18 protein-coding genes are annotated in these 20,896 nt (G+C 67.0%); 12 read left to right on the top strand and 6 right to left on the bottom strand.

Going from position 1 to position 20,896, the window contains the following annotated elements:
• Positions 1-12: 12 nt before the first annotated feature.
• Positions 13-663 (bottom strand): TetR/AcrR family transcriptional regulator, encoded by a 651-nt coding sequence (locus QGN31_RS17645; RefSeq protein WP_043954660.1) that lies wholly within the window; start codon positions 661-663, stop codon positions 13-15.
• Between the two features lie 103 nt (positions 664-766).
• On the opposite strand from QGN31_RS17645, the gene QGN31_RS17640 reads away from it, so the two are divergent.
• Positions 767-2,044, top strand: a complete 1,278-nt coding sequence (locus tag QGN31_RS17640) for a cytochrome P450 (RefSeq protein ID WP_014384176.1) — start codon at positions 767-769, stop codon at positions 2,042-2,044.
• On the opposite strand, the gene QGN31_RS17635 is transcribed toward QGN31_RS17640, so the two are convergent.
• Positions 2,041-2,889, bottom strand: a complete 849-nt coding sequence (locus QGN31_RS17635) for an NAD-dependent protein deacetylase (RefSeq protein WP_014379682.1) — start codon at positions 2,887-2,889, stop codon at positions 2,041-2,043. The two genes, QGN31_RS17640 and QGN31_RS17635, sit on opposite strands and share 4 nt — an antisense overlap.
• Before the next feature lie 16 nt (positions 2,890-2,905).
• Positions 2,906-3,451: a cysteine hydrolase family protein gene (locus QGN31_RS17630; RefSeq protein WP_008255223.1), complete on the bottom strand. Its 546-nt coding sequence runs from the start codon at positions 3,449-3,451 to the stop codon at positions 2,906-2,908.
• A gap of 59 nt (positions 3,452-3,510) precedes the next feature.
• On the opposite strand from QGN31_RS17630, the gene QGN31_RS17625 reads away from it, so the two are divergent.
• On the top strand, positions 3,511-5,553 hold the full coding sequence (locus QGN31_RS17625) for an NAD(+) synthase (protein ID WP_014941621.1): 2,043 nt from the start codon (positions 3,511-3,513) through the stop codon (positions 5,551-5,553).
• A gap of 25 nt (positions 5,554-5,578) precedes the next feature.
• Here QGN31_RS17625 and QGN31_RS17620 read toward each other — a convergent pair whose 3' ends face one another.
• A complete protein-coding gene (locus tag QGN31_RS17620) occupies positions 5,579-6,457 on the bottom strand; it encodes a ribokinase (RefSeq protein WP_083863041.1) in 879 nt (292 codons plus the stop codon).
• A gap of 154 nt (positions 6,458-6,611) precedes the next feature.
• Here QGN31_RS17620 and QGN31_RS17615 point away from each other — a divergent pair, with 154 nt between their 5' ends.
• The 10 genes from QGN31_RS17615 to QGN31_RS17570 all read left to right on the top strand — a co-directional run bounded on the left by QGN31_RS17615 (position 6,612) and on the right by QGN31_RS17570 (position 17,420).
• Complete coding sequence (locus tag QGN31_RS17615; protein WP_008255227.1) at positions 6,612-8,801, top strand: adenylate/guanylate cyclase domain-containing protein; 2,190 nt, start codon at positions 6,612-6,614, stop codon at positions 8,799-8,801.
• Positions 8,801-10,204 (top strand): mechanosensitive ion channel domain-containing protein, encoded by a 1,404-nt coding sequence (locus QGN31_RS17610; RefSeq protein ID WP_009953582.1) that lies wholly within the window; start codon positions 8,801-8,803, stop codon positions 10,202-10,204. Before QGN31_RS17615 ends, QGN31_RS17610 begins: the two co-directional genes overlap by 1 nt.
• Positions 10,205-10,250: 46 nt before the next feature.
• Complete coding sequence (locus QGN31_RS17605) at positions 10,251-11,534, top strand: glutamate-5-semialdehyde dehydrogenase (RefSeq protein WP_026071540.1); 1,284 nt, start codon at positions 10,251-10,253, stop codon at positions 11,532-11,534.
• A gap of 36 nt (positions 11,535-11,570) precedes the next feature.
• Complete coding sequence (locus QGN31_RS17600) at positions 11,571-12,446, top strand: AAA family ATPase (RefSeq protein WP_008255233.1); 876 nt, start codon at positions 11,571-11,573, stop codon at positions 12,444-12,446.
• A gap of 10 nt (positions 12,447-12,456) precedes the next feature.
• The gene (locus QGN31_RS17595; RefSeq protein WP_009953585.1) at positions 12,457-13,905 is read left to right on the top strand and encodes a vWA domain-containing protein; all 1,449 of its coding nucleotides are present in this window, start codon (positions 12,457-12,459) and stop codon (positions 13,903-13,905) included.
• A 283-nt stretch (positions 13,906-14,188) separates the two neighbouring features.
• On the top strand, positions 14,189-14,791 hold the full coding sequence (gene nadD, locus QGN31_RS17590; protein ID WP_008255237.1) for a nicotinate-nucleotide adenylyltransferase: 603 nt from the start codon (positions 14,189-14,191) through the stop codon (positions 14,789-14,791).
• Positions 14,788-15,183, top strand: a complete 396-nt coding sequence (gene rsfS, locus QGN31_RS17585; protein WP_014941624.1) for a ribosome silencing factor — start codon at positions 14,788-14,790, stop codon at positions 15,181-15,183. Before nadD ends, rsfS begins: the two co-directional genes overlap by 4 nt.
• On the top strand, positions 15,180-15,854 hold the full coding sequence (gene gpgP / locus QGN31_RS17580) for a glucosyl-3-phosphoglycerate phosphatase (RefSeq protein WP_008255240.1): 675 nt from the start codon (positions 15,180-15,182) through the stop codon (positions 15,852-15,854). The genes rsfS and gpgP overlap by 4 nt, the downstream gene beginning before the upstream one ends.
• Positions 15,844-16,581: a diglucosylglycerate octanoyltransferase gene (octT, locus tag QGN31_RS17575; RefSeq protein ID WP_008255242.1), complete on the top strand. Its 738-nt coding sequence runs from the start codon at positions 15,844-15,846 to the stop codon at positions 16,579-16,581. The genes gpgP and octT overlap by 11 nt, the downstream gene beginning before the upstream one ends.
• 5 nt (positions 16,582-16,586) lie before the next feature.
• Positions 16,587-17,420, top strand: a complete 834-nt coding sequence (locus QGN31_RS17570; protein WP_014711134.1) for a DegV family protein — start codon at positions 16,587-16,589, stop codon at positions 17,418-17,420.
• Positions 17,421-17,471: 51 nt separating this feature from the next.
• On the opposite strand, the gene QGN31_RS17565 is transcribed toward QGN31_RS17570, so the two are convergent.
• Together QGN31_RS17565 and QGN31_RS17560 are read right to left on the bottom strand one after the other, a co-directional pair.
• Entirely contained in the window at positions 17,472-20,384 is a 2,913-nt protein-coding gene (locus QGN31_RS17565; protein WP_009953589.1) for an MMPL/RND family transporter, read from the bottom strand.
• On the bottom strand, positions 20,381-20,845 hold the full coding sequence (locus tag QGN31_RS17560) for an MmpS family transport accessory protein (protein ID WP_172417500.1): 465 nt from the start codon (positions 20,843-20,845) through the stop codon (positions 20,381-20,383). Before QGN31_RS17560 ends, QGN31_RS17565 begins: the two co-directional genes overlap by 4 nt.
• Positions 20,846-20,896 lie beyond the last annotated feature (51 nt).

Genomic DNA, 20,896 nt, shown 5'->3' with positions numbered 1-20,896 from the left:
GGACCGACGCGATCAATGCTCCGAGGCGGGCTTGAGATACAGTGCGCCCCAGACGATCTCGGCCAGGGTGGTGGCCAGCTCGGCGTCGTAGTCGGGCGGCTGCGCCGGCAGGTTCTGCTGGCAGGCGCGCTCGACCATCCAGGTCAGCGCGCTGGCCGTGGTGAGCGCCGCCAGCTCGGGGCGGATCGAGCCGTCGGCCTGGCCCTCTTCGATGACCCGGGTGAGCTGTTCGGAGATGCCGGTCAGCAGTTCGCGATACGCCTCCCCGGTCAGTGGGTCATAGGCGGCCATCTCGTTGAGCGCGACCAGCACCGCTTGGTGCCGTCGATAGATGGCGATGATGCTGCTCATCGCCGCGCGCACGTCGTCGGGGTCGTGCCGCCCGGCCACCGTCCACCAGCGCCGCGCGCCGTCGGCCAGGTCGCCGAACACCTGGCCCGCGAGCCGGCGAAGCAGATGGCCCTTGTCCTCGAAGTAGATGTAGAAGCTGGCGCGGGAGATGCCCGCCTCGCCGGAGAGCCGATCCACGCTGAGCTCGGTGAAGCTCGCGCCGTCGCGCATCAGCCGTTCGGTGGCGTCGAGCAGCCGGCGCTCCATTTGCTCGCGCCGCTGCTCGCGCCTCACGCTTCGATGGCCTGGCGGCTTGCGGGTGAGCGACGGCATGCGCCGAGCATAGCCGAGCTTTCGACATCTTGACTAGACATACTGTCTAGGCATATCGTCGCGTGGAGTTTGTGACCGGCGTCATACAGGAGGGGACAGCGCCATGGCCGTGATGACGGGTACACCCGGGGCCGAGAAGTCCGGCCGCGCCTACGACGAGATCGACCTGTCCTCGCGGGCGTTTTGGTCCACGACGGCGGCGGATCGCGAACGCTCCTTCGCCGTGCTGCGCGCCGAGCGCCCGGTCAGTTGGCATCCTCCGGTCGAAGACTCGCTGATGCCCGATCCCACCGATCCCGGCTTCTGGGCGGTCACCCGGCGCGCCGACATCGTCGCGGTCAGCCGCAACAACGACGCCTTCCTGTCCGGCCAGGGGGTGATGTTCGAGAGCATTCCCGTCGAGCTGCTCGAGGCGTCGCAGTCGTTCTTGGCGATGGATCCGCCGCGGCACACCAAGTTGCGCAAGCTGGCCCACGCCGCGCTGAGCCCGCGGCAGGTGCGCCGCATCGAAGACTCGATCAAGGCCAACGCCAAGACCATCGTCGAAGAACTGCGGACCGCCGGCAGCGGTGCGGATTTCGTCGACCACTGCGCCAAGGAGCTGCCCATCCGGACCCTCTCGGACATGACGGGAATCCCGGAATCCGAGCGCGAGCGCATGGCGCACGCCACCGACGCCCTGGTCTCCTGGGCCGACCCGGAATTCCTCAACGGACGTCCGGCGATGGAAGTCCTGGTCGAGAACCAGCTGTACCTTCACCAGGTCGTCGGCACCCTGGCCACGGAACGCCGCGAGCGCCCGGGCGACGACCTCATCAGCAGCCTGGTCACCGCCGAAGTCGATGGGGACCGCCTGGAAGACGCGGAGGTGGCCGCGTTCTTCGTGCTGCTCTCGGTGGCGGGCAACGACACCACCCGCCAGACCATCAGCCACACCCTGAAGGCGCTCACCGATTTTCCCGACGAAAAGGCTTGGCTTCTCCATGATTTCGACAACCGGATCGGTACCGCCGTCGAGGAGTTCATCCGGTGGGCGACCCCGGTCATGACCTTCCGCCGCACGGCGGCAACGGATATCGAGCTGGGCGGTCAGACCATTCTGGCGGGGGAGAAGGTGGTGATGTTCTACCCGTCCGGCAACTGGGACACCGACGCGTTCGACCATCCCGAACGCCTGAACCTGGCGCGCGACCCCAATCCGCACGTCGGTTTCGGCGGTGGCGGGCTGCACTTCTGCCTCGGGGCGCACGTCGCCCGCGCGCAGCTGCGCGCCATCTTTCACGAGCTGTTTCGTCAGCTGCCCGGCATCCAGGCGGGCGAGCCGACGTACCTGGCGGGCAACTTCGTGCACGCCGTGCGCAGCATGCCGTGCACCTTCTAATGCGTTGTCAGCGGCGATAACTCGTCGGCGAGCAGCGCGAGCAGTTCGGAGCAGCCGCCGTCGACCTTCACCGTGGCCAGGTCGTCGCCGCGGGTGCTGCCGCGGTTGATGATGGCGACCGGGATGCCCAGGGCGGCCGCGTGCCGCACGAATCGATAACCGGAGAACACCGTCAGCGACGACCCCGCGACCAGCAGCGCGTCGGCCTCGTCGACCATCCTATAGGCTGCTGCCACAACGTCTTTGGGAACGCTGTCGCCGAAATAGACGATGTCGGGTTTGAGCATGCCGGCGCAGCGCACGCAGTCGAGATAGCGGAACGACGCGGTATCGGCGACGACGGCGTCGGCGTCGGGAGCCACCGCCAGCCCGCCGATCGCCTCGGCGCGCTCGATGAATCCGGGGTTGAGCGCCTCCAGCTGCTCGGCCAGCGCCGCGCGGCTCACGGTGTGGCCGCAGCTCAGGCAGATCACCCGCGCGTAGGTGCCGTGCAGGTCGATGACGTTGCGGCTGCCGGCCTTGGTGTGCAGCAGGTCGACGTTCTGGGTGATGACGCCGGTGACCACCGACGCGTCCTCGAGCGCCGCCAGCGCCCGATGTCCCGCGTTGGGCAGCGTGTCGGCCATGTGCCGCCAACCGACGTGGTTGCGCGCCCAGTACCGCTGCCGAAACGCCGCGTCACCGGTGAACTGCTGGATGGTCATGGGGTTGCTGGGCGGGGAATCGGGCCCGCGGTAGTCGGGGATGCCGGAATCGGTCGATACGCCCGCGCCCGTCAGCACCGCGATCCGGCGCCCGGCCAGCAGCGTGACCAACTCGGGGGATTCTGCGCGGGAGACGGTCACCTGCCCAGGGTACGGATCAGGCCGGGTCCAGGCAGTCCGCCGCGGTCGTGAGCTCGGCGGACATGTTCTGCTCCATCATCTTGCAGGCCGCCGCGCCCAGGTCGGCGTCGATGTGGGCGACCGCATCGGTCGGGATCACGACGGGGAAGTGCCGCACGTACGCGTCCAGGGCCGTGTACAGGATGCATTGCTCGGTGACCTGGCCGGTGATGATCAACCGCTTGGTGTCCAGCCGGCTCAGCAGGTACGCCAGCGCGGTCGAATAAAAGGCGCTGTGGCGGACCTTGGTCATCAGCCGGCTGCCTTCGGCGGGCGCGATCGGCTTCACCAGATCGGGCCGCGCGCCGTCGAGCGCCGAGCGGACGATCCCGGAGAACTCGGCGGTGAAATCGCCGTAATTGTCGTTGACATAGATCAGGTCGACCTCGTCGGACGTGCGTGCCCGCCGGACCAAATCGGTCAAAGGCTCGATGATCTTCTCGACATTGGGTATTAGATCGTCAGCGTCGGGATGTTGATAGGTATTCATCATGTCGACGACCAGGACCGCAGTGTCGCTCATGGCGTTGGGGATACCCGGCGGCGAGGAGTTGACACCCCCGAGGCGACAATGGAAGGGCGATGGACTTTTACAACGCTTACAGCCAGGGCTTTGCCCGCGTCGCCGCGTGCACGCATCACACCGTCATCGGTGACCCCGCGGCGAACGCCGAGGCGGTCCTGCGGATGGCCCGGGAGTGCCACGACGACGGCGTAGCGCTGGCCGTTTTCCCGGAGCTGACGCTGTCCGGTTACTCCATTGAAGACATCGTCCTGCAGGACCTGTTGCTCGACGACGTCGACAGGGCCGTCGCGGACATCGTCGCGGCCTCCGCCGAGTTGTTGCCGGTCCTGGTGGTCGGCGCGCCCGTCCGCCACCGGCACCGCATCTACAACGCCGCCGTGGTCATCCACCGCGGCGAGGTGCTCGGCGTGGCGCCGAAGTCGTACCTGCCCACCTATCGGGAGTTCTACGAGCGCCGCCAGATCGCGCCCGGCGACGACGAGCGCGGCACCATCCGGCTCGCGGGGGTCGAGGCGCCGTTCGGTCCCGATCTGCTGTTCGCCGCCTCCGACGTGCCCGGCCTCGTGCTGCACGTGGAGATCTGCGAGGACATGTTCGTGCCGATTCCGCCCAGCGCCGAGGCCGCGCTCGCGGGTGCGACGGTGCTGGCCAACCTTTCCGGTAGCCCGATCACCATCGGCCGCGCCGAGGACCGCTGCCTGCTGGCTCGTTCGGCCTCCTCTCGTTGCCTGGCCGCCTACGTGTATTCGGCTGCGGGCGCGGGCGAATCGACGACCGATCTGGCCTGGGACGGGCAGACCATGGTGTTCGAAAACGGTGTCCTGCTGGCCATGTCCGAGCGCTTTCCGATGGGGGAGCGGCGCAGCGTCGCCGACGTCGACCTCGAATTGCTTCGCTCGGAACGGCTCCGGATGGGCACGTTCGACGACAACCGGCGCCACCACCGGACGACGGCGGAGTCGTTCCGGCGCATCGAGTTCCGGCTTGACCCGCCTGGCGGCGACATCGGGCTGTGGCGTGAGATCGAGCGGTTCCCCTTCGTGCCCGCCGACCCGCAACGGCTGGAACAGGATTGCTTCGAGGGCTACAACATCCAGGTAGCCGGCCTCGAACAGCGTTTGCGCGCGCTGGATTTCCCGAAGATCGTCATCGGGATATCCGGTGGGCTGGACTCGACGCACGCGTTGATCGTCGCCGCGCGGGCGATGGACCGCGAACAACGCCCGCGCAGCGACATTCTGGCGTTCACCCTGCCGGGCTTCGCCACCGGGGACCGCACCAAGCGCAACGCGATCGAGCTGTGCCGCGCCCTGGGTGTGACGTTCGCCGAGATCGACATTCGCGAGACCGCGCAGCTGATGCTCAAGGAGATCGATCACCCGTTCTCGCGCGGTGAGAAGGTTTACGACGTCACCTTCGAGAACGTCCAGGCCGGCTTGCGCGCCGACTACCTGTTCCGGCTGGCCAACCAGCGCGGTGGCATCGTGCTGGGCACCGGCGACCTGTCCGAGCTGGGCCTGGGCTGGTCGACTTACGGTGTCGGCGACCAGATGTCGCACTACAACGTCAACGGCGGCGTGCCCAAGACGCTGATCCAGCACCTGATCCGCTGGGTGATTTCCTCGCAGCAGTTCGAGTCGAAGGTCAGCGAGGTGCTGCAGTCCGTGCTCGACACCGAGATCACGCCTGAGCTGGTTCCCAGCGGCGAAGAGGAAGAGCTGCAAAGCAGCGAGGCGAAAGTCGGCCCGTTTGCGCTGCAAGACTTTTCACTGTTCCACGTGCTGCGGTATGGATTCCGGCCGTCAAAGATCGCGTTTCTGGCCTGGCATGCGTGGAGCGATCCCGAGCAAGGCAACTGGCCGCCGGGATTTCCCGAAGACAAGCGTCCGTCGTACTCGCTCAAGGAAATCCGGCACTGGCTGCAGGTATTCGTGCAGCGGTTCTACTCGTTCAGCCAGTTCAAGCGTTCGGCATTGCCCAACGGGCCCAAGGTGTCGCACGGCGGCGCGCTGTCGCCGCGGGGTGACTGGCGCGCCCCCTCGGACATGTCCGCGCGCATCTGGCTCGACGAGATCGAACGCGAAATCCCCGAGGACTAGGGCGCGGCCGCCGCGGGCAAAGCGGCTAGGACGCGTTCTGAAGCGCCTTGTCGATCGCCTCGGCGTCCGGTGCGCAATCACCGGCGCCGGGAACCAGCGTCGCCAGCGCGCCGGCCGCGCAGGCGCGGCGTAGCGCGAGTCGCCGCTCACCCGCCGAGCCGGGATTGGGCGGCCAGTTCGCGGCCAGCACACCGGCGAACACGTCGCCGGCGCCGGTGGTGTCCACCGCGTCCACCGCGGGGGAGGGCACCGAGTACTCGCCGTCGGCGCCGGCGTAGCGCGCGCCGCGCGAACCCAGGGTGACCACCAGGTGTGCTGGGCGCCAAGGCCATTCGTTGGCCTCCTCTTCGTTGGTGATCACCACGTCGGCGGCGGCCGCCAGCTCGCCCAGCGAAGCGGGATCCTGGCCGGCCGGTGAGGCGTTCACGACGACGACCGCTCCGGCCGACCGGGCGTGTTGCGCCGCCGCGATCGCCGTGTCGACCGGAATCTCCAGCTGGGTCAACATCACATCGCAGTCTGCGACCACGCCGCGCGCGCGGTCATCGGTCAGCGTGAACCGCCCGTTGGCTCCCGGCGCCACGACGATGGTGTTCTCGGCGTAGGCATCGACGACGACGACGGCGGTGCCGCTGGGCCCGGGGATTTCCACGGCCCCGTCGAGCCCGACACCGTTGGCCCGCAGGTGGGCGCGCAACTGCTCGGCGGCCGGGTCGTCGCCGACGGCCCCGACGAACTGCACGCGCGCGCCCGCGCGCGCGGCTGCCACCGCCTGGTTGCCGCCCTTGCCGCCGGGGGCTTGTGTCATCGACGACGCCAACACCGTTTCGCCGGGCCGCGGGAGGGCGCCGACGCCCAGCGACAGATCGATGTTCACGCTGCCCACTACGCATACCCCTGCCATGGGGCCCGACGTTAGTAGCGTCGCGATGGCGATGCACACGTGGGGCACCGGCGCTTTGACGCCCAATCGCGTCACGGCAAACGCATCAATATCTCGGCGTGCGCGCGCTAGTCTGCTGCGTGAGGAGCTGGATCCCGAGAAAAGGGGCAGGCAATTGACGACCAGCGAGCTAACCGATGCCGCACCCCGCATCGAACCCGGCCCGGCTCACCAGCCCGTCACGCGTACGCGCCAGCCGCGCAGCCGTTTCCGGTTCGGCATCCAATCCAAAATCCTGATCACCATGCTGCTCTCGAGCATTTTGGGCGTCGCGGTGATCGGTCTCATCGGAGCCGTGTCCGGCCGCACCGCATTGCGGGAAGTCGAATCCGAACGGCTCATCGAGATGCGCGAGTCCCAGAAGCGGGCAGTGCAGGCGTTGTTCAGGGAGCTGACGAGTTCGCTGATCGTGCAAAGTGGCGGTTTCGGCATCAACGAAGCGACGGCGAACCTCAGCACCGCCTTCGCCCAACTGGCCAACGCGAACATCACGCCGGCCGAAGAACAGACCCTGGTCAATTACTACGAAAACGACATGATCAAACCGATCAAACGGATCACCGGTAACGCGATCGATCTCAAGGCGGTGCTGCCGAGTTCCAACGCGCAGAAATACCTTCAGGCGCACTACACCGCGGCGCCCAGGCCGACGGCCGACTCGCCGCCCGCCGAGGACGCCGGCGACGGCAGCGCGTGGTCGGCCGCCAACGCCCGCTTCGACTTTTTCCTGCGCGGCATCGTCACGCGTTTCGATTACCGGGATGCGCTCCTGCTGGACATGCAGGGCAACGTCGTCTACAGCGTCATGAAGGGTCCGGATCTGGGGACCAACATTCTCACCGGTCCCTATCGCGGATCCAACCTGCGTGGCGCCTACCAAAAAGCCGTGGCGTCCAACGATGTCGACTTCGTCTGGATCACCGACTTTCAGCAGTATCAGCCGCAACTGGACACCCCCACCGCGTGGGTGGTGTCGCCGGTCGGCATGAACGGCAAATTCGAAGGGGTCATGGCCCTGCCGGTGCCGATCGGGAAGATCAACACGATCATGACCGCCAACAAGCATTGGGAAGCCGCGGGGATGGGTCCGGCCACCGAGACCTACCTGGCCGGCCCCGACGACCTGATGCGTTCCGACTCAAGGGTATTCATCGAAGACCCGAAACAATACCGGCACGAGGCCATCGAGGCCGGCACCCCGCCCGACGTCGTGGACCGGGCCCTGCGGCTGGGGGGCACCACGTTGGTCCAGCCGGTGCCGACCGCGGGTCTTCGCGCCGCGCAGCGCGGGGAAACCGGCGTCATGAGCGCCACCGACTACACGGGCAATCGAGAGTTGGAAGCCTACGCGCCGCTGGACATCCCCAACTCCGATCTGCACTGGTCGATCCTGGCGACCCGCGACAACTCCGACGCTTTTGCGCGGCTGGGCCGGTTCAGCAAGAACCTCGTGATCGCAGTCACGGCAATGATTTTCGCCATCTGTGTGGCCTCGATGTTCGTCGCCCAGGCGGCGGTGCGCCCGGTCCGGCGCCTCGAGGAGGGAACCCGAAAGATCAGCTCCGGCGACTACGACATCAACATCCCGGTGCGCACCCGCGACGAAATCGGCGATCTCACGGCGGCTTTCAACGAGATGAGCCGCAACCTCGCGATCAAGGAGGAGCTGCTCAACGAGCAGCGCCGCGAGAACGATCGCCTGATGCTGGCCCTGATGCCCGAGTCGGTGCTGCAGCGTTATCGCGAGGGCGAGGAGACCATCGCCCAAAAACATCAGGACGTCGCCATCATCTACGCCGACATCGTCGGCCTCGACGAAATGTTCACCGAGATGCCGGAAGACGAATTGGTGGGCACCGTCGACGAACTTTTCCGGCAGTTCGATTCGGCCGCAGAGTCCCTTGGTGTCGAACGGATCCGCACGTTCCACAACGGTTATCTCGCCAGCTGTGGGGTCGTCACCCCGCGACTGGACAGCATCCACCGTGCCGTGGACTTCGCCCTCGAAATCGGCCGCATCATCGATCGGTTCAACAGCCAAAGCCGCCATCAGCTGGGCCTTCGCGTCGGCGTCAACACCGGCAACGTGGTCAGCGGATTGGTGGGCCGCTCCGGCCTGGTCTACGACATGTGGGGCGGCGCGGTGAGTCTGGCCTACCAAATGCACAGCGGCGCACCGCAGGCCGGCATTTATGTCAGCTCGCAGGTGTACGAAGCGATGCGCGATGTCCGGCAGTTCACTGCGGCGGGCACGATTTCGGTCGGCGGGACCGATCAGGCCATCTACCGGTTGCTGGAGCGGTGATGAACATCTTCGGCTCGTCATGGTTCTACTGGGCGGTCGGTATCGCGATCGGATTGCCGGTCGGGATGATCCTGCTGACCGAACTACACGATGCGCTGCTGCGCAGGCAAAGCCCCCTGGCCCGGCAGGTCGGATTGCTGCGCAACTACCTGCTGCCGCTCGCCGCGCTGTTGTTGCTCCTGGTTCAGGCCTCGGGGATTCCGGCCGGCGACATCCCGGTGCGCATCCTCACCACCGTGTTCGGCCTGCTGGTGGTGGTGCTGCTGTTGTCCGGGCTCAACGCGACCGTGTTCGAGCGGGCTCCCGAAAAGAGCTGGCGCAAAAGGCTTCCCACCATCTTCATCGACGTGGCCCGCATAGCGCTGATCTGCGTTGGCCTGGCGGTGATGTCGTCGTACATCTGGGGTGTGCGGATCGGCGGGGTGTTCACCGCGTTGGGCGTCACGTCGGTCGTCATCGGTCTGATGCTGCAGAACTCGGTCGGGCAGATCGTCTCGGGCCTGTTCATGCTGTTCGAGCAACCGTTCCGGATCGACGACTGGCTCGACACCGGCACCGCGCGCGGACGCGTCGTCGAGGTGAACTGGCGCGCCGTACACATCGACACCGGCAGCGGAATCCGGATCATGCCGAACGCGGCGCTGGCCACCACGTCGTTCACCAACCTCAGTCGCCCGCCCGGGCCGCACAAAGTGGCGATCACGACGACCTTCTCCGCCGCCGACGCGCCCGACCGGGTGTGCGCGGTGCTGTCGCGGGTGGCCCGGGCGCTGCCACAGCTCAAGCCCGGCAGCGTGCCTCGCTCGGTGCCCGTGGGCGCCGGCGAGTATCGCACGACGATCGGGTTGGACTCACCCGCCGACGCCGGCGCCGCGACGGCCACGTTCCTGCGGTGGGCCTGGTACGCCGCCCGACGGGAGAATCTGCACCTCGACGACGCCGATGACGACTTCTCGACGGTCGAACGCGTGGAGCACGCGCTGCACGAGGTGGTGGCGCCGGCGCTGCGGCTCAGCACCGAAGAACAGCGGTCATTGCGCTCCTCGGCGCGAATCGTCCGATACGGCACCGACGAGCTCGTGGAGGACGCCGGACAGGTGCCCACGGCGATGACGTTCCTGGTGGCCGGCCGGGTGCAGCTCACCGCCACCGCCGACGACGGGACGGTCGTGCCCATCAGCACCCTGTCCGAGGGGGCGTTCCTCGGACTGACGGCGTTGACCCGCCAACCCAACCTGGCCAGCGCGTATGCGGTCGAAGAGGTCACGGCGCTCGAAATCGACCGAGAACACATCGAGCATCTCGTGATGCGCGCACCGGCGCTGCTGCAGAACTTCGGCACCATCCTCGAGGAGCGGCGCAGCAAGGTGCGCACCGCCCGGCGCGGCGAGCGCGTCGGGTAGATCGGCCCGCGTCACCCGGGCTTTTGCGGCCGGATACCCTGGTTCAATGAGTCTGCAGGCACCATTGCGCAGCGGAGCGGCCCAACAGCGGGAGCCTGATTTGCGCCGGGAGGTGCACGACGCCGCCCGCCGCGCCCGCGTCGCCTCCCGTGTGCTGGCATTGTTGCCGACCGTCGCCAAAGACCAAGCGCTGCGCTCGGCGGCCGACGCCGTCACCGCCCACGCGGAATTGATCCTGTCCGCCAACGCCGAAGACGTCGAGGCCGCCCGCGCCGCCGGAACGCCGACCGCGATGCTCGACCGACTGGCCTTGGATACCAAGCGAGTTGAGGGCATCGCGGCGGGCCTGCGTCAGGTCGCCGGGCTCCCCGATCCCGTCGGGGAGGTGTTGCGCGGCTACACGCTGCCGAACGGGCTGCAGCTGCGCCAGCAGCGGGTCCCGCTCGGCGTCGTCGGAATGATCTACGAGGGCCGACCCAACGTGACCGTCGACGCGTTCGGCTTGGCGTTGAAGTCCGGCAACGCCGTGCTGTTACGCGGCAGCTCGTCGGCGACCCGGTCCAACCAGGCGCTGGTGCAGGTGTTGCGGGCGTCGCTGGTCAGCGAGGACCTGCCGGCCGATGCGGTGCAGCTGCTTTCGTCCGACGACCGCGCCACGGTGACGCATCTGATCCAGGCGCGTGGCCTGGTCGACGTGGTGATCCCGCGCGGCGGAGCCAACCTGATCAACGCAGTGGTCCGCGACGCGCAGGTGCCCACGATCGAAACCGGGGTCGGCAATTGTCACGTATACGTCCACGAGGGCGCCGATCTGGACGTCGCGGAGCGGATCCTGCTGAATTCCAAGACGCGTCGGCCGAGCGTCTGCAACGCCGCGGAGACGCTGCTCGTCGACGCCACGATCGCCGAGGAGGCGTTGCCGCGTCTGGTGACCGCCCTGCAAGACGCCGGCGTGACCGTGCATGGGGGCTTTTCCCAGGACGCACACGAGGACGATCTGCGGCGCGAGTACTTGTCGATGGACATCGCGGTGGCGGTGGTCGACGGTATCGACGCCGCGATCGCCCACATCAACGAGTACGGCACCGGCCACACCGAGGCCATCGTGACCACCAATATGGCTGCGGCGCAACGGTTTACCGACGCTATCGACGCCGCGGCGGTGATGGTGAACGCGTCCACGGCGTTCACCGACGGGGAGCAATTCGGTTTCGGAGCCGAAATCGGCATCTCCACCCAGAAATTGCACGCCCGCGGTCCCATGGGGCTGCCCGAACTGACCTCGACCAAATGGATCGCGTGGGGAGACGGACAGACGCGTCCGGCCTGAGATCCCCGTGCAGAAAGCGTTTTAGGAGAACCGATTGTGAGTGTGCCCGCCCGGTCAAAGCCGCTGTTCGAGGACATCGACGACGTCTCGCGGCGGTTGGCCGAGACCGGCTACCTGCCCGACACCGCCACCGCGACGGCCGTGTTCCTGGCCGACCGCCTCGGCAAGCCGTTGTTGGTGGAGGGCCCGGCCGGCGTGGGCAAGACCGAATTGGCCCGCGCCGTGGCCCAGGCCACGGGGTCGGGCCTGGTGCGCCTGCAGTGCTACGAGGGGGTCGACGAGGCCCGCGCGCTCTACGAATGGAACCACGCCAAGCAGATTTTGCGCATCCAGGCCGGCTCCGGGGACTGGGACCAGACCAAGGACGACGTGTTCAGCGAGGAGTTCCTGCTGCAGCGTCCGCTGCTGACCGCCATTCGGCGCACCGAGCCCACGGTGCTGCTCATCGACGAGACCGACAAGGCCGACATCGAGATCGAGGGCCTGCTGCTGGAGGTGTTGTCCGACTTCGCCGTGACCGTGCCCGAACTGGGCACGATCACCGCCGAGCGCACGCCCCTGGTGGTGCTGACCTCCAACGCGACCCGCGAACTGTCCGAGGCGCTCAAGCGTCGCTGCCTGTTCCTGCACATCGACTTTCCCAGCCCCGATTTGGAACGCCGCATCCTGTTGTCCCGCGTTCCCGAGCTGCCCGCACACCTGGCCGAGGAGCTGGTGCGCATCATCGGCGTGCTGCGCGGGATGCAACTCAAGAAGGTGCCGTCCATCGCCGAGACCATCGACTGGGGCCGCACGCTGCTCGCGCTGGGCCTGGACACCATCGACGACGCGGTCGTCGCCGCCACACTGGGCGTGGTGCTCAAGCATCAATCCGACCAACAGCGCGCGGCCGGCGAGCTGCGGCTTAACTAGGAACACCGCCATGGCCGCCCGCCGCATACGCCCCTCCCGGCCGCTCGCCCCGCACGGGCTGCCCGGGCACCTGGTCGGCTTCGTGGAAGCGCTTCGGGCAGCGGGGATTTCGGTCGGCCCGTCGGAGACGGTGGACGCCGGCCGGGTGATGGCCACCCTCGGTCTGGGCAACCGCGAGGTGCTGCGCGAGGGGATCGCGTGCGCGGTGTTGCGCCGGTCGGATCATCGCGAAACGTATGACGCCATGTTCGACCTGTGGTTCCCGGCGGCGCTGGGCGCGCGCGCGGTGGTCGCCGAGGACGAGGCCGACGACACCCCAGACGACAACGCGTTGCCACCCGACGACGTCGAGGCGATGCGCCAGATGCTGCTGGATCTGCTGGCCGACAACCCCGATCTGGCCGACATGGACGAGCGCCTGGTGGCGATGATCGCCCGCATCGTAGAGGCCTACGGGAAATACAGTTCCAGCCGGGGCCCGTCCTTCTCGTCCTACCAGGCGCTCAAGGCGATGGCCCTGGACGAACTCGAGGGCAAGCTGCTGGCCGGGCTGCTCGCCTCCTACGGCGACGAACCCACACCCACACAGGAGGAGATCGCCAAAGCCCTTGCGGCGCAGCGGATCACCCAGCTGCGCAAGATGGTCGACGCTGAGACCAAGCGGCGGACCGCGGAGCAACTGGGCCGCGATCACGTCCAGATGTACGGCATACCCCAGCTTTCCGAGAACGTCGAATTCCTGCGCGCCTCCGGCGAGCAGCTGCGCCAGATGCGCCGGGTGGTCGCGCCGTTGGCGCGGACCCTGGCGACCCGGCTGGCCGCGCGCCGGCGGCGCAGCCGCGCCGGGTCGATCGATCTCCGCAAGACGCTGCGCAAGTCGATGTCCACGGGCGGGGTGCCGATCGACGTGGTGCTGGCCAAGCCGCGCCCCGCCCGGCCCGAACTGGTGGTGCTGTGCGACGTCTCCGGCTCGGTCGCCGGCTTCAGTCACTTCACCCTGCTTCTGGTACACGCTCTGCGCCAACAGTTCTCGCGCGTTCGCGTGTTCGCGTTCATCGACACCACCGACGAAGTGACCCACATGTTCGGGCCCGAGGCCGACCTGGCCGTGGCCATCCAGCGGATCACCCGCGAGTCGGGCGTCTACAGCCGCGACGGCCATTCCGACTACGGCAACGCGTTTGCGTCTTTCGTGCAGGCGTTCCCGAACGTGCTCTCCCCGCGCACCTCGCTGTTGGTGCTGGGGGATGGCCGCACCAACTACCGCAACCCGGAAACCGAGCTGCTGTCGCACATGGTGACCGCCAGCCGGCACGCACACTGGCTGAACCCCGAGCCCAAGCATCTGTGGGGAAGCGGCGACTCGGCGGTGCCGCGCTATCAAGAGGTCATCGCCATGCACGAATGCCGGTCCGCCAAGCAGTTGGCCGCGGTGATCGACCAGCTGCTGCCCGTGTGAGGTCGCTGCTGCCCGTGTGAGGCCACGGCTGCCCGTGGGAGGTCCTGGCCGCACCTCTTGTCACACCAGTCACGGCAGTCTCCGTCCGAGACGACACTGCTTGCGCCCACCTCCGAGCGACAAGCCGGCCCGCCTCCGGTGTTGTCGCTCGGAGGTGGGCACAAGGCATGCGACCCCGAGCGGGGACTGATGGGGCGCATGTGACGACAGCTCGGACAGGCCCTGATCACCGCCTCAAGTAAGCTGGCACATCGTGCAAAAGCAGCTTCGCAGGTTAGGAGTGATGGGTGGGACGTTCGACCCCATCCATTACGGCCACCTGGTTGCCGCCAGTGAGGTCGCCGACCTGTTCGACCTCGACCAAGTCGTGTTCGTGCCCAGCGGCCAGCCCTGGCAGAAGGACCGCGACGTCTCCGCCGCCGAGGACCGCTATCTGATGACGGTGATCGCCACGGCGTCCAATCCCCGGTTCTCGGTGAGCCGGGTCGACATCGACCGCGCCGGCCCCACCTATACCAAGGACACGCTGCGCGACCTGCGCGCGCTGAACCCGGATTCCCAGCTGTTCTTCATCACCGGCGCCGACGCGCTGGAATCCATCCTGTCCTGGCAAGGCTGGGAGGAACTGTTCGACCTGGCCCGCTTCGTCGGCGTCAGCCGGCCCGGCTACGAGTTGAGCCACGACCACATCACCGGCGTCCTGGGCGAGCTCGCCGATGACGCGTTGACGCTCGTCGAGATTCCGGCGCTGGCGATTTCGTCGACCGACTGCCGCCGCCGCGCCGAGGAGCACCGTCCGCTGTGGTACCTGATGCCCGACGGCGTCGTGCAGTACGTCTCCAAGCGGCGGCTCTACAGCAAGCCGGGCGGCGAGGAGTCCACGTGAGCGCCACGCGGGAAGCCATCGACATGGCGACGGTGGCCGCCGGCGCCGCCGCCGCGAAGCTCGCCGACGACGTCGTCGTCATCGACGTCTCCGCCCAGCTCGCCATCACCGACTGCTTCGTGATCGCCTCGGCGTCCAACGAGCGACAGGTCAACGCCATCGTCGACGAGGTCGAGGAGAAAATGCGCAAGGCGGGCTACAAACCCGCGCGGCGCGAGGGCACCCGCGAAGGCCGCTGGACGCTGCTGGACTATCGCGACATCGTCGTCCACATTCAGCACCAGGACGACCGCGACTTCTATGCCCTGGACCGGTTGTGGAGCGACTGCCCGGTGGTGCCGGTGGAGCTGGACGAGCGCGGCGGGGACTCCGAAGACTCGAGCGCGCAATGAAGATTCGTCGGCTGATCATGTTGCGGCACGGGCAAACCGAGTTCAACGCCGGCAGCCGGATGCAGGGCCAGCTCGATTCCGAACTCAGCGAACTCGGACGGGCGCAGGCCATCGCCGCCGCCGAGGTGCTGGGCAAGGTGCAGCCGTTGCTGATCGTGTCGTCGGACCTGCATCGCGCCTACGACACCGCGGTCAGGCTGGGGGAGGTGACCGGCTTGGCGATCCGGGTGGATCAGCGGCTGCGGGAGACGCATCTGGGTGACTGGCAGGGATTGACCCATACCGAGGTCGACGCGCAGGCCCCCGGCGCCCGATTGGCCTGGCGCGAAGACGCCACCTGGGCCCCGCATGGCGGCGAAAGCCGGGTGGACGTCGCGGCGCGCAGCGTGCCGTTGGTCGCCGAACTGGCCGCCGCCGAGCCGGAATGGGGTGATCCCGACGGGCCGGACCGCCCGGTGGTGCTGGTGGCCCACGGCGGGCTGATCGCCGCGCTGTCGGCCGCGTTGTTGAAGCTTCCCGTCGGCAACTGGCCGGTTCTGGGTGGCATGGGCAACGCCAGCTGGGTTCAGCTTTCCGGCCATTCCGGCGACGAGGACGACGAATTCGAGAGCATCCGCTGGCGTCTGGACGTATGGAACGCCTCGGCACAGGTGTCCAACGATGTCCTCTGAACAACGTCCCACACTGCTGATCTTCGCCGACTCGCTGGCCTACTATGGCCCCACCGGCGGCCTACCAGCCGACGATCCCCGCATCTGGCCGAACATCGTTGCCGCCCAATTGGATTGGGATGTGGAACTGATCGGTCGCATCGGCTGGACGTGTCGGGACGTCTGGTGGGCGGCAACCCAGGACCCGCGGGCGTGGGCGGCGCTACCGCGCGCGGGAGCCGTCATCTTCGCCACCGGCGGCATGGATTCGCTGCCGTCGGTGCTGCCCACCGCGCTGCGTGAGCTGATCCGCTACGTGCGACCGCCGTGGCTGCGACGGTGGGTGCGCGACGGCTACGGGTGGCTGCAGCCCAGGCTCTCCCCGGTGGCCAGGCCCGCCCTGCCGCCGCACCTGAGCGCCGACTATCTCGAACAGACTCGTGGGGCAATCGATTTCAACCGCCCCGGGATCCCGATCGTGGCCTCGCTGCCGTCGGTGCACATCGCCGACACCTACGGCCGGGCCCACCACGGTCGGGCGGGGACCGTGGCCGCCATCACCGCGTGGGCGCAAAGCCACGATGTACCGCTGGTCGATCTCAAAGCCGCTGTCGCAGAACACGTGATGAACGGACGGGGAAACCCCGACGGAATCCATTGGAATTTCGAGGCCCACCAGGCGGTCGCGGAGCTGATGCTCAAGGCGCTCGCCGAGGCCGGCATCTCGAACGAGAAACCCCGCGGGTAGCGCTCGTGACTGTCGTGGTGGTGACCGACTCGTCGGCCCGTCTGCCGGCCGACCTGCTCGACAAGTGGGGGATACGTGTTGTGCCCCTGCATATCCTGCTCGACGGCACCGACCTGCGTGACGGCGTGGACGACATTCCGGGTGACATCCACAAGCTGGCGGCGACCACCGCGGCGGCGACCCCGGCCGAACTCGCCGACGCGTACCAACAGGCGCTGGCCGACAGCGGCGCCGATGGTGTGGTGGCCGTGCACATTTCGTCGGCGCTGTCGGGAACCTGCCGGGCCGCCGAGCGCACCGCGGCCGACCTGGATCCCAACGTGCGGGTCATCGACTCCAAATCGGCGGCGATGGGCACCGGATTCGTTGCCCTGGCCGCCGCCCGGGCGGCGGCCACGGGCGGTGACCTGAACACCGTCGCGGATGCTGCCCGCGAGGCCGTGGCCCGCGGACACGCCTTCATCGTGGTGCACCGGCTGGACAACCTGCGCCGCAGCGGCCGCATCGGGGGCGCCAAGGCCTGGCTGGGCACCGCGTTGGCGCTCAAACCGTTGTTGCGTATCGATGACGGGAAACTCGTTCTGGCCCAACGGGTCCGGACTATCAGTCACGCGACGGAGGCGATGATCGACCGGGTCTGCCAGGTCGTCGGCGACGGCACCGCAGCCCTGGCGGTGCACCACGTCAACAACCCGGACGGCGCCACCGAGGTGGCGACGGCGCTGGGCAAGCGGCTACCGGCGTGTGAGCCCGCGATCGTCACCGAGCTGGGACCGGTGCTGGCGCTGCACGTCGGCGCGGGCGCGGTCGCGGTGAGCGTGGCGCTCGCCGAAGCTTAGTGGCGATCGCAAGCGCGGCGTAGCCGGGCGCTGCGGGTCGCCACCATCGGCCTAGGCGCTGACCGGCCGTCGCGCGTTGTCGCCGCGCGGGTGAACAACCTGCGGCCACCAGAACCACCGCCCGAGCAGGGTAGCGATCGACGGCATCAGCAGTGTGCGCACGATCAGCGTGTCGAGCAGCAGACCGATGCAGACCGTCGACCCGAACTGACCGAGCACGCGCAGATCGCTCCCCAGCATGGACGCCATGGTGAACGCGAACACCAGACCCGCGGCCGTCACCACCCCACCGGTCCCGGCCATCGACCGAATGATCCCGGTCTTGAGGCCGTGATGGATCTCTTCCCTGAACCGGGACACCAGCAGCAGGTTGTAGTCGGATCCCACGGCCAACAGGATGATGACCGCCAGCGCCATCACGATCCAGTGGATATTGATGCCGAACAAATCCTGCCAAATCAGCACGGACAGACCGAAAGACGCCGCGATCGAGCTGGCAGCGGTGCCGACGATGACCAGCGCGGCCACCACGCTTCGGGTCAGCAGCAGCATGATCATGAAGATCAGCGTCAGTGACGCGATGACGGCGATCATCAGGTCGTACTTCTCACCGTCAGCCATGTCCTTGAACGTCGCGGCGGTTCCGCCGAGATACACCTTGGCGTCGGCCAGCGAGGATTGCTTCAGCGCCTCCTGCGCGGCGGTGCGTTCGGCCGCCACCCGTTCGATTCCCTCCGGCGTCATCGGATCGTCCTGGTGGGTGATGAAGAATCGCGCCGACTTACCGTCCGGCGACAAGAACATGCGCAGACCCGTCTGGAAGTCGGGGTTGTCAAAGGCTTCTGGTGGCAGGTAGAAGAAGTCGTCGTTCTTCGACTGATCAAAGCTCTGACCCATGACGATCCCGGTGTTGCTCATCGCCTCCATCTGGTCGATCATCGCCTTGAACGTCTGATAGAGCGTCAGCGTGATGCCTCTGGTCGTTTTCAAAGTGGCGATCAGCGTGGGAAACAGCTCGGTCAGGTCGCGTGACGCTTTGGCGGTGTGCGTGATGTCGGTCGTCAAATAGTGGAACTGCTCGGCCAATTGGTCGAACCCGTCGAACGTGTCGAACAAAGATCGCAGCCCGATGCACACGGGAATGTCGTAGCAGTGCTTCTCCCAGTAGAAGTACGTGCGGACCGGCCGGAACGTGTCGTCGAAATCGGCGATGTGGTCGCGCAGGCTGTCGGTGATCTGCGACGTCACCTGCGTGGTCTTGGCGCTGTCGTCGGCGGCGTTGGCCAAATCGAGCGACACCTCGTACTGGCGCTGCGTGGTGTCGATTTGGGTCTGCAAGTCATCAGCCATTTTGAGGATGTCGTTCATGCGCTCCTTGAGAAAGCCCATGTTCTGCATCGTCGTCTGGCTCTGGACGCTGTTCTGGAACGGAATCGAGCTGTGCTGAATCGGGATGCCCAGCGGCCTGGTGATGTCCTGAACCATGGCGATGCCGAGCGTGCGCATCTCGTTTTTCGCCACCCGGTCCAATACCAGCATGTCGGCCGGGTTTCGCATGTCATGGTTGGATTCGACCATCAACAAGTCGGGGTTCATCCGGGCCTCGGAGAAGTGCCGATTCGCGGCTTCTTGCCCTTGATTGGCGGGGGCTGACAACGGCAGGTAGTGACGGTCGTTGTAGCTGGGCTTGAAGCCCGGCAGTGCCACCATGCCGACCAGGACGATGGCGGCGCTGACGGCCAAAATCGGTGCGGGCCAACGCACTACCGCGGTGCCCACCCGGCGCCACAGTCGCCCTCGCTTCGCCTGCCTTTCGAAGAAGTGGAAGCGACTGCCGACGAAGACGACCGCGGGGCCGAGGGAAAGCCCGGCGAGCACCACGACCAGCATGCCGATCGCCACCGGCGCGCCCATGGTGTTGAACCAGGGCAGGCGGGTAAAACTCAGGCAGTAGGTCGCTCCCGCGATCGTCAGTCCGGAGCCCAGGACGACCGGGGCGACGCCCTTGAATGTGGTGTAGTAAGCCGTTTCTCGGTCCTCACCGGCGGCCAACGCTTCTTGATATCGCCCGACGAGGAAGATGCCGTAGTCAGTTCCCGCGGCGATCGCCAGCATGGTGAGGATGTTGGCGGCGAACGTGGTGAGCCCGAATGCGTTGTTATAGGCCAGAACCGCGACGACGCCCCGCGCACACGCCAGCGCCACGAAGGTCATGAAAAGCTGGATCAGCGTCGTGACGATCGACCGGTAGACCAGCAGCAGCATGATCGCGATCGCGCCCAGAGTGAACAGCGTGATCTTGGCCAGGCTGGCGTTACCGATGATGTGCATGTCGTCGGATAGCGCCGCGGGGCCGGTGACATAGGCCTTCACGCCGGGTGGCGCCTTGTTCTCATCGATCACCTTGCGGACGGCGTCCACGGAGTCGTTGGCCTGCGTGGTGCCCTGATTACCGGCGAGGTTCACCTGCACGTACGCGCCCTTGGCGTCGGCGCTCTGCGCTCCCGCAGCGGTCAGGCGGTCGCCCCAGAAGTCCTGGATGTGCTGGATGTGCGCGGGATCCTTGCGCAGGTCTCGGATCAGCTTGTCGTAGTACTTGTGCGCGTCCGGGCCCAGCGGCTGCTGACCCTCCAGGACGATCATCACGGTGCTGTTCGAGTTGAATTCGTGGAAGTTACTGCCCAGCCGCATCATCGCCTTCATCGACGGCGCGTCCAGGGGAGTCATCGGCGCCGAATGCGCCTCGCCGACCACTTCCAGGGAGGGGACCAGGACGTTCACCAAGACGGTGATCACTAACCAGCCCAGGATGATCGGGATCGCAAAGATGCGGATCGCGTGGGGGAGGTAGGGGCGGTGGCCGCGCTCGGCCTTCGACAGGCCGCGAGTGCTGATCGGGCCGGTGGCTGCGTCGTCTTCGGCGCTTCTGGCGCCGGAATCGGTCTCGTTGTTCACATTGCTCATGCGGACTTCACCAGGCAGAAGGTCTGGGCGTTATGGCCGTCGGAGTTCTGGTTGTCGCGGACGACGCCGTCCACGGTGATCTTGCAGTTGATCGTGGGGCCGTTGCTTTGCGCCATGATGTTGGCGCTCACCGAGGGCAACGTGGTCGAGATCGTCGTCGACCACGGCAGCGGCGCGTTGTCGACCTGATGCGTGTTGGCGTTCTCGTCCCAATAGTTGATGTTTGCCGTGGTGCCCGGGGCGCCGGAAATCTCGTAGACGACGACCTTCGGGTTGAACTGCACGATTTCGATCCCCTTGCCGGCGTTCGCGTTGAGATCTTCCGAGCCGAAGAGCTTGTGCAGCCGTGACACCACGAGTGCAGACAAAGCCAAAACGACCACCAGCAGCAGCGGGATCCACGCCTTTTGCAGCACGCGGGTCAAGACACCGGGGCGAGGACTTGATTTCGGATCAGCCATCACCCGACCGCCTTTCGCCCACCGCTTCGGGCCTCGCCGCAAAGCTCACCA

Source organism: Mycobacterium sp. 2-64, assembly GCF_035918375.1.
Lineage (GTDB): Bacteria > Actinomycetota > Actinomycetes > Mycobacteriales > Mycobacteriaceae > Mycobacterium > Mycobacterium intracellulare.
Note: the sequence above shows the minus strand (reverse complement) of the source record. Positions and strands in the feature narration are given on the sequence as shown.